The organism is Pseudomonas sediminis (assembly GCF_002741105.1).
In the GTDB taxonomy this organism is placed as follows: domain Bacteria; phylum Pseudomonadota; class Gammaproteobacteria; order Pseudomonadales; family Pseudomonadaceae; genus Aquipseudomonas; species Aquipseudomonas sediminis.
Window position 1 is genome coordinate 1204620 of sequence record NZ_NIQU01000001.1, and the last position, 7616, is coordinate 1212235.

The 7616-nt window shown below is 60.7% G+C and carries 7 protein-coding genes; all 7 read right to left on the reverse strand.

The genetic code is table 11. From position 1 onward, the window contains the following. Positions 1 to 43: 43 nt before the first annotated feature. Positions 44 to 922: an ABC transporter permease subunit gene (locus CDO35_RS05515; RefSeq protein WP_099522937.1), complete on the reverse strand. Its 879-nt coding sequence runs from the start codon at positions 920 to 922 to the stop codon at positions 44 to 46. Next, positions 919 to 1800, reverse strand: coding sequence for an ABC transporter permease subunit (locus tag CDO35_RS05520; RefSeq protein WP_166432385.1), 882 nt, complete (start codon positions 1798 to 1800; stop codon positions 919 to 921). Before CDO35_RS05520 ends, CDO35_RS05515 begins: the two co-directional genes overlap by 4 nt. Before the next feature lie 23 nt (positions 1801 to 1823). Continuing rightward, entirely contained in the window at positions 1824 to 2978 is a 1155-nt protein-coding gene (potA, locus tag CDO35_RS05525; protein WP_099522939.1) for a polyamine ABC transporter ATP-binding protein, read from the reverse strand. Positions 2979 to 3031: 53 nt separating this feature from the next. Then, the gene (locus tag CDO35_RS05530) at positions 3032 to 4123 is read right to left on the reverse strand and encodes a polyamine ABC transporter substrate-binding protein (protein ID WP_099522940.1); all 1092 of its coding nucleotides are present in this window, start codon (positions 4121 to 4123) and stop codon (positions 3032 to 3034) included. A gap of 68 nt (positions 4124 to 4191) precedes the next feature. Then, entirely contained in the window at positions 4192 to 5286 is a 1095-nt protein-coding gene (locus tag CDO35_RS05535) for a polyamine ABC transporter substrate-binding protein (protein WP_099522941.1), read from the reverse strand. Positions 5287 to 5352: 66 nt separating this feature from the next. Further along, positions 5353 to 6450, reverse strand: coding sequence for a polyamine ABC transporter substrate-binding protein (locus tag CDO35_RS05540; RefSeq protein WP_099522942.1), 1098 nt, complete (start codon positions 6448 to 6450; stop codon positions 5353 to 5355). 131 nt (positions 6451 to 6581) lie between these two features. Beyond that, positions 6582 to 7616, reverse strand: a 1035-nt coding sequence (locus CDO35_RS05545; RefSeq protein ID WP_099522943.1) for an aminotransferase, incomplete at its 5' end; no start/stop codon positions are given.

The following is a 7616-nucleotide window of genomic DNA, read 5'->3' on the forward strand; positions in this document are numbered from 1 at the left end:
AAAACGGGCCCCGCGGGGCCCGTTTTTGCTTTCAGCCAGACGCTTAGTTGCTGCGACGGCTGTCTACGACCTGCTGCCAGGACGGATTGGTGGTCTCGTCCATGGCCTGCTGCATGGCCTTCTTGCGCTTTTCCTCGGCCCGATGGGCGAAGAACCAGGCCAGGAAAGTGGCGAACGACACCGCCAGCAGGATCAGGCTGGCCACGGCGTTGATCTCCGGTTTAACCCCCAGGCGCACGGCAGAGAAGATCTCCATCGGCAGAGTGGTCGAGCCCGGACCGGAGACGAAGCTGGCCAGAACCAGATCGTCCAGCGACAGAGCGAAGGACATCATCGCACCCGCTGCCAGCGACGGCGCGATCATCGGTACGGTGATCAGGAAGAACACCTTCCACGGCCGTGCGCCCAGGTCCATGGCCGCCTCTTCGATGGACATGTCCAGCTCACGCAGACGCGACGACACCACCACCGCCACATAGGCAGAGCAGAAGGTGGTGTGAGCGATCCAGATGGTGGTCATGCCGCGCTGCATCGGCCAGCCGATCAGTTGCGCCATCAGCACGAACAGCAGCAGCAGGGACAGACCGGTGATCACTTCCGGCATCACCAGCGGTGCAGTGACCAGGCCACCGAACAGGGTACGCCCCTTGAAGTGGGTGATGCGGGTCAGCACGAAGGCCGCCAGGGTGCCCAGCGCCACCGCCGCGATGGCGGTGTAGCAGGCGATTTCCAGCGAGCGCATCACCGAGTTCATCAGCTGGGTGTTATCCAGCAGGCCGACATACCACTTCACCGACCAGCCGCCCCACACCGTTACCAGCCGTGAGGCGTTGAACGAGTAGATGACCAGAATGACCATCGGCAGGTAGATGAAGATCAGACCGGCCCAGAGCATGATGCTGGAGAAACTGAAACGCTTCATGGGCGGCCCTCCAACTCTTTAGCTTGGTTACGGTTAAAGAGGATGATGGGCACGATCAGGATCGCCAGCATCACCACCGCCAGGGCGGACGCTACAGGCCAGTCGCGGTTGTTGAAGAACTCCTGCCACAGCACCTTGCCGATCATCAGGGTCTCCGGGCCGCCAAGCAGTTCGGGGATGACGAACTCGCCGACCACCGGAATGAACACCAGCATGGAGCCGGCGATGATGCCGTTCTTCGACAGCGGCACGGTGATCTTCCAGAAGTTGTTGAAATTACTCGAACCCAGATCGGAGGCGGCCTCCAGCAGGCTGAGGTCGTGCTTCACCAGGTTGGCGTAGAGCGGCAGGATCATGAACGGCAGGTAGGAATACACGACGCCGATATAGACCGCGATGTTGGTGTTGAGGATCTGCAGCGGCGTATCGATCAGGCCAATGCCCATCAGCAGGCTGTTGAGCAGACCGTTGTTGCCGAGAATGCCCATCCAGGCGTAGACGCGGATCAGGATCGCGGTCCAGGTCGGCATCATGATCAGCAGCAACAGCACGGTTTGCTGCGACTTCGGCGCACGAGCGATGGCGTAGGCCATCGGGTAGCCGATCAGCAGGCACAGCAGGGTGCTGAACAACGCAACCTTCAACGAACCGAGGTAGGCCGACAGATACAGCGCATCCTCGGTGAGGAAGATGTAGTTGCCGAAGTTCAGCAACAGCGTCAGCTTGTTATCCGCCCACTCGTAGATTTCCGTGTAGGGCGGGATCGCCACGTCGGCCTCGGCGAAGCTGATCTTCAGCACGATGACGAACGGCAGCAGGAAGAACATGAACAGCCAGAGGAACGGGATGCCGATAACGGCATGCCGCCCACTGGGCAGATAGCGCGCCAGTTTGCTCGGTTTCATGATTGCAGTACCACGCCGCTGTCGTCTTCCCAGTACACCACTACCGGGTCGTCCCAGGTCGGACGCTTACCACGGCGCTCGGCGTTGGCGATGAAGCACTGCACGATCTGCCCGGACGTGAGTTTGACGTGGTACACCGAGTGGCCGCCCAGGTAGGCGATGTCGTGCACGTGGCCACGGCTCCAGTTGTATTCGGGGTGCTCGTGGTCTTCCGGCAGCGCGGTGGCCATCAGCAGCTTCTCGGGGCGCAGGGCGTAGCTGACGGACTTGTTCTCGGCGCGAGTACTGACGCCGTGGCCAATGTAGATTGGCTTGTCCAGTTGCGGGCAGTCGATGATCGCGTGGTCGACCTCGTCGGTGGTGATCTGGCCGTCAAACAGGTTGACGTTGCCGATGAACTCGCACACCAGGCGACTGGTTGGCGTCTCGTAGATATCGATCGGGCTGCCGGTCTGGGCGATCCAGCCCAGGTGCATGATGGCGATGCGCTGGGCCATGGTCATGGCCTCTTCCTGGTCGTGGGTCACCATCACGCAGGTCACGCCGACGCGCTCGATGATCTCCACCAGTTCCAGTTGCATCTGCGAACGCAGCTTCTTGTCCAGCGCGCCCATCGGCTCGTCGAGCAGCAGCAGCTTGGGACGCTTGGCCAGCGAGCGAGCCAGGGCCACGCGCTGGCGCTGGCCACCGGAAAGCTGGTGCGGCTTGCGCTTGGCGTACTGGGTCATGTGCACCAGCTTGAGCATCTCGGCCACGCGCTCGTCGATCTCGGCCTTGGGCAGCTTGTCCTGCTGCAGGCCGAAGGCGATGTTCTGCGCCACGGTCATGTGCGGGAACAGCGCGTAGGACTGGAACATCATGTTGATCGGCCGCTGGTACGGCGGCATGTCGGTGATGTCGACGCCATCGAGGATGATGCGCCCTTCGGTCGGCCGCTCGAAGCCGGCGAGCATGCGCAGCAGGGTCGACTTACCGGAGCCGGAGCCACCCAGCAGGGCGAAGATCTCGCCCTTGTTGATGGTCAACGAGACGTCGTCGACGGCCACGGTCTCGTCGAACTTCTTGGTCACCCGATCGATCTTGACCAGCACCTCTTTCGGTGTCTGATCCCCCTCGAGGGCTTTTTTGTAGGCGCTGGAGGCAACAGCCATTTAGGAAAACTCCCGGAAGATTGTGCCCGACCCCTGCGGCCGGGCAGGAACGATTACTGACCCGACTTGACCTTGGTCCAACTGCGGGTCATCAGGCGCTGCACACGCACCGGCAGCTCGGCGGAGATGTACAGCTTGTCTAACACCGACTGAGGCGGGTACACGGACGGGTCGTTGCGGACCTCCTCGTCCATGAATTCGTCCGCCTTGGTATTGGGGTTGGCATAACCCACATAGTCACTGACTTCGGCGATCACCTCAGGCTCGAGGAGAAAGTTGATGAAGGCATGCGCCTGCTCGGCGTTCGCCGCGTCGGCCGGGATGGCCATCATGTCGAACCAGAGGTTGGCGCCTTCCTTGGGGATGCTGTAGGCGATTTCGATGCCCTTGCCGGCTTCGTCGGCGCGGTCGGCGGCCTGCAGGATGTCGCCGGAGAAACCGGCAGCCACGCAGATATTGCCGTTGGCCAGATCGCCAATGTACTTGGAGCTGTGGAAGTAGGTGACGTAGGGACGCACCTCCAGCAGCTTGGCCTCGGCCTTGGCGTAGTCATCGGGGTTGGTGCTGTTGGGGTTCAGGCCCAGGTAATTGAGCATGGCCGGGATCATTTCATCGCCCGAGTCGAGGAAGGCTACGCCGCACTCACTGAGCTTCTTGATGTTTTCCGGTTCGAACAGCACGGCCCAGGAGTCGATCTCCTCGACACCGAGCGCGGCCTTGACCTTCTCGACGTTGTAGCCGATGCCATTGGTGCCCCACAGGTAAGGCACGGCGTACTGGTTACCGGGGTCGTTGGTTTCCAGTTGCTTGAGCAGCGCCGGATCGAGGTTGTCCCAATTGCTCAACTTGCTGCGATCGAGCGGCTGGAAGGCCCCCGCGCGAATCTGCTTGCCGAGAAAATGGTTGGAGGGCACCACCACGTCGTAGCCGCTGCGGCCGGCGAGCAGTTTGCCTTCGAGGGTTTCGTTGGAGTCGAAGACGTCATAGATCGGCTTGATGCCGGTTTTCGCTTCGAACTTGGCCAGCGTCTCTTCGCCGATGTAATCGCTCCAGTTGTAGATGTGCACGGAAGGCTGGGCCAGAGCAGCACTACAGAAGGCGGAAGCCGCCATCGCGATCAGAGACTTGGGCAGGGTAACTCGCACAGTATCATCCTCGTTTTTGTGTGCCGCCCGAAAAAGGCGCGGCACTTTATAGGAAAATCGTTCGTCGATCAGCGGCCGCTTTTGATTCTCGTCCAGTCACGGGTCAGCCAACGCTGCACCTCGGGCGTACGCTCCTCGGCAACGTAGAGTTTGGCCATGACCGCCTCACTGGGATAAACGCCAGGGTTGTCCCGTACGCTCTCGTCGACCAGCTCGGTGGCCTTGAGGTTGGGGTTGGCGTAGGCCACGTAGTCGCTGATCTTGGCGATCACGTCGGGGCGCAGCAGGTAGTTGATGAATTCGTGGGCTTCGGCGACGTTCTTCGAGTCCTTGGGGATGGCCAGCAGGTCCGCCCACATGGCAGTGCCTTCCTTGGGAATGATGTAGATGATCTCGTCGCTACGGCCGGCCTCTTCGGCGCGGTCAGCGGCTTGCAGCACGTCGCCGGAGTAGCCGAAGGCGGCGCAGATGTTGCCGTTGGCCAGGTCGGAGATGAATTTGGAGCTGTGGAAGTAGGTGATGTAAGGGCGCACCTTCATCAGCTGCTCATAGGCCTTCTCGTAGTCTTCACGCTTGGTGGTATGCGGCGACAGGCCCAGGTAGTTGACCGTTTGCGGCAGCACTTCGTCGCCCGAATCGAGCAATGCGATGCCGCAGGAGGCGAGCTTCTCGGCGTATTTCGGGTCGAACAGCAGCTCCCAGGAATCCAGTGGTGCATCGTCACCGAGCACGGCGCGCGCCTTGGTGGCGTTCAGGCCGATGCCGTTGGTGCCCCATAGGTAGGGCACCGAATATTCGTTGCCGGGGTCGCCCGCGGCCAGGTTTTTCATGATGGTCGGGTCGAGGTTGACCAGATTGGGCAGCTTGGATTTATCCAGCTTCAGGTAGGTGCCGGCACGTACCTGCTTGGCCAGGAAGTGGTTGGTCGGAACCACCACGTCATAGCCGCTCTGGCCGGTGGCCAGCTTGCCATCGAGGGTTTCGTTGGAATCGAAAACGTCATACACCACCTTGATACCGGTTTCCTTCTCGAACTCGGCAATGGTGTCCGGCGCAATGTAGTCGGACCAGTTGTAGACCTTGACCACACGGTCGGCGGCCTGGGCAACAGACATACCAATGGCAGCGGCGATCAGGCCAACCAGCAGGGTAGAACGACGCATGACGTTTCCTCTTCTTGCGATTTGGGTACCTGGCGGGCGAACCCGCCAGGCGGCGTTGCTTCGTGCTTAGCGACCGGACTTGATCTTGGTCCAGCTGCGGGTCATGGTGCGCTGCACCGCCGGAGCCAGGTCCGGGAAGGTGTAGATCTTCTTCAGCACTTCCGGCGTCGGGTATACGCCCGGGTCGGTACGCAGTGCTTCATCCACCAGCGGCGTGGCTGCGGCGTTGCCGTTGGGGAATTGCACGTAGTTGGTGATGTTGGCCATCACCGCTGGCTCCATCAGGTAGTTGAGGAACACGTGTGCAGCTTCGACGTTCTTGGCGTCAGCCGGCACCGCCAACATGTCGAAGAAGGAACCCGCGCCTTCCTTCGGAATGTTGTAGCCGACTTCCACGCCGTTCTTCGCTTCTTCGGCGCGTGCCTTGCTCTGGTAGATGTCACCCGAGTAGCCGATAGCGACGCAGATGTTGCCGTTGGCCAGGTCGGAGATGTACTTGGAGCTGTGGAAGTAAGCCACCGAAGGACGAATCTTCATGAACAGCTCTTCGGCTTTCTGCAGCTCGCCCTTGTCGCTGCTGTCCGGAGCGTAGCCCAGGTAATGCAGAGCGGCCGGGAGAATTTCGGTCGGCGAATCGAGGAAGGAAACGCCGCAAGACTTCAGCTTTTCCATGTTCTCGGGCTTGAACACCAGATCCCAGGAGTCGACTGGCGCGTCTTCGCCGAGCACGGCCTTGACCTTCTCGACGTTGTAGCCGATGCCGATGGTGCCCCACATGTAGGGGATCGAGTACTGGTTGCCCGGGTCGCTCGGCTCCAGGGCCTTGAGCAGATCCTTGTCCAGGTTCGACCAGTTCGGCAGCTTGGACTTGTCCAGTTTCTGGAACACGCCAGCCTTGATCTGCTTGGCCAGGAAGGGGTTGGACGGCACCACTACGTCGTAACCGGAGCTGCCAGCCAGCAACTTGGCTTCCAGCACTTCGTTGCTGTCGAAGACGTCGTAGACGACCTTGATGCCGGTTTCCTTCTCGAAGTTGGCCAGGGTGTCTTCAGCGATGTAATCGCTCCAGTTGTAGACATGCAGCACCTTGCTGTCAGCCTGAGCAGCGCCTGCCACGGCCGCGGTCAGGGACAACGCGAGAAGGGTCTTGCCGAATGTTTTCATGCGTACAGCTCCTGTTGTTGTGTCGTTATTCCAGAGGTCGCGCAAGCCGTTCCAAACAGGACGGCTCACGCACTCTGGCGCAGTCTGGCAAGGTCATGGCACCGCTGACAACTTTCCGTGACTGCGGGCTTTCAGACCGACAGGTCACGCAGGGTCAGATCCAGGCACTTGCGTGCTTTCTCTACCAGCTCATCCACTTCCGCCTGACTGATCACCAGAGGCGGCGCAATGATCATGGTGTCGCCCACGGCGCGCATGATCAGACCGTTGTTGAAACAGTGGCCGCGGCAGATCATGCCTACCGCCTTGTCACCCGGATAACGTGTGCGCGTCGCTTTGTCCTGCACCAACTCGATGGCACCAAGCATGCCGACGCCGCGTACTTCGCCCACCAGCGGGTGATCCGCCAGCTCACGTAGACGACGCTGCAAATACGGTGCCGTTTCTGCCTTCACCCGCTCGACGATGCCTTCTTCCTTGAGAATGCGCAGGTTTTCCAGGCCCACCGCCGCTGCCACCGGATGACCGGAATAGGTGAAGCCGTGGTTGAAATCGCCATGCGCTTCGATCACTTCGAACACCTTGTCACTGACGATCAGCCCGCCCATCGGCACGTAGCCGCTGGTGAGGCCCTTGGCTATGGTCATCAGATCAGGCTTGAGGTCGTAGTACTGGCTGCCGAACCATTCGCCGGTACGGCCGAAGCCGCAGATCACTTCGTCAGCCACGAACAGGATGTCGTACTTGGCGAGGATTTCCTTGATGCGCGGCCAGTAGGTTTCCGGCGGGATGATCACGCCCCCGGCGCCCTGGATCGGCTCGGCAATGAACGCTGCAACGTTGCCTTCGCCCAGTTCGAGAATCTTCTTCTCCAGCTGGTCGGCAGCCCAGATACCAAACTCTTCCGGCGATTGATCGCCGCCCTCGCCGAACCAGTAAGGCTGCGGGATATGAGCGATGCCGGGGATCGGCAGGTCGCCCTGCTCGTGCATGAATTTCATCCCACCGAGGCTAGCCCCGGCCACGGTGGAGCCGTGGTAACCGTTGTCGCGGCCGATGATGATTTTCTTGTTCGGCTGGCCTTTGCATGCCCAGTAGTGGCGCACCAGACGCAGCATGGTGTCATTGCCTTCCGAACCCGAACCGGTGAAGAACACGTGGTTCAT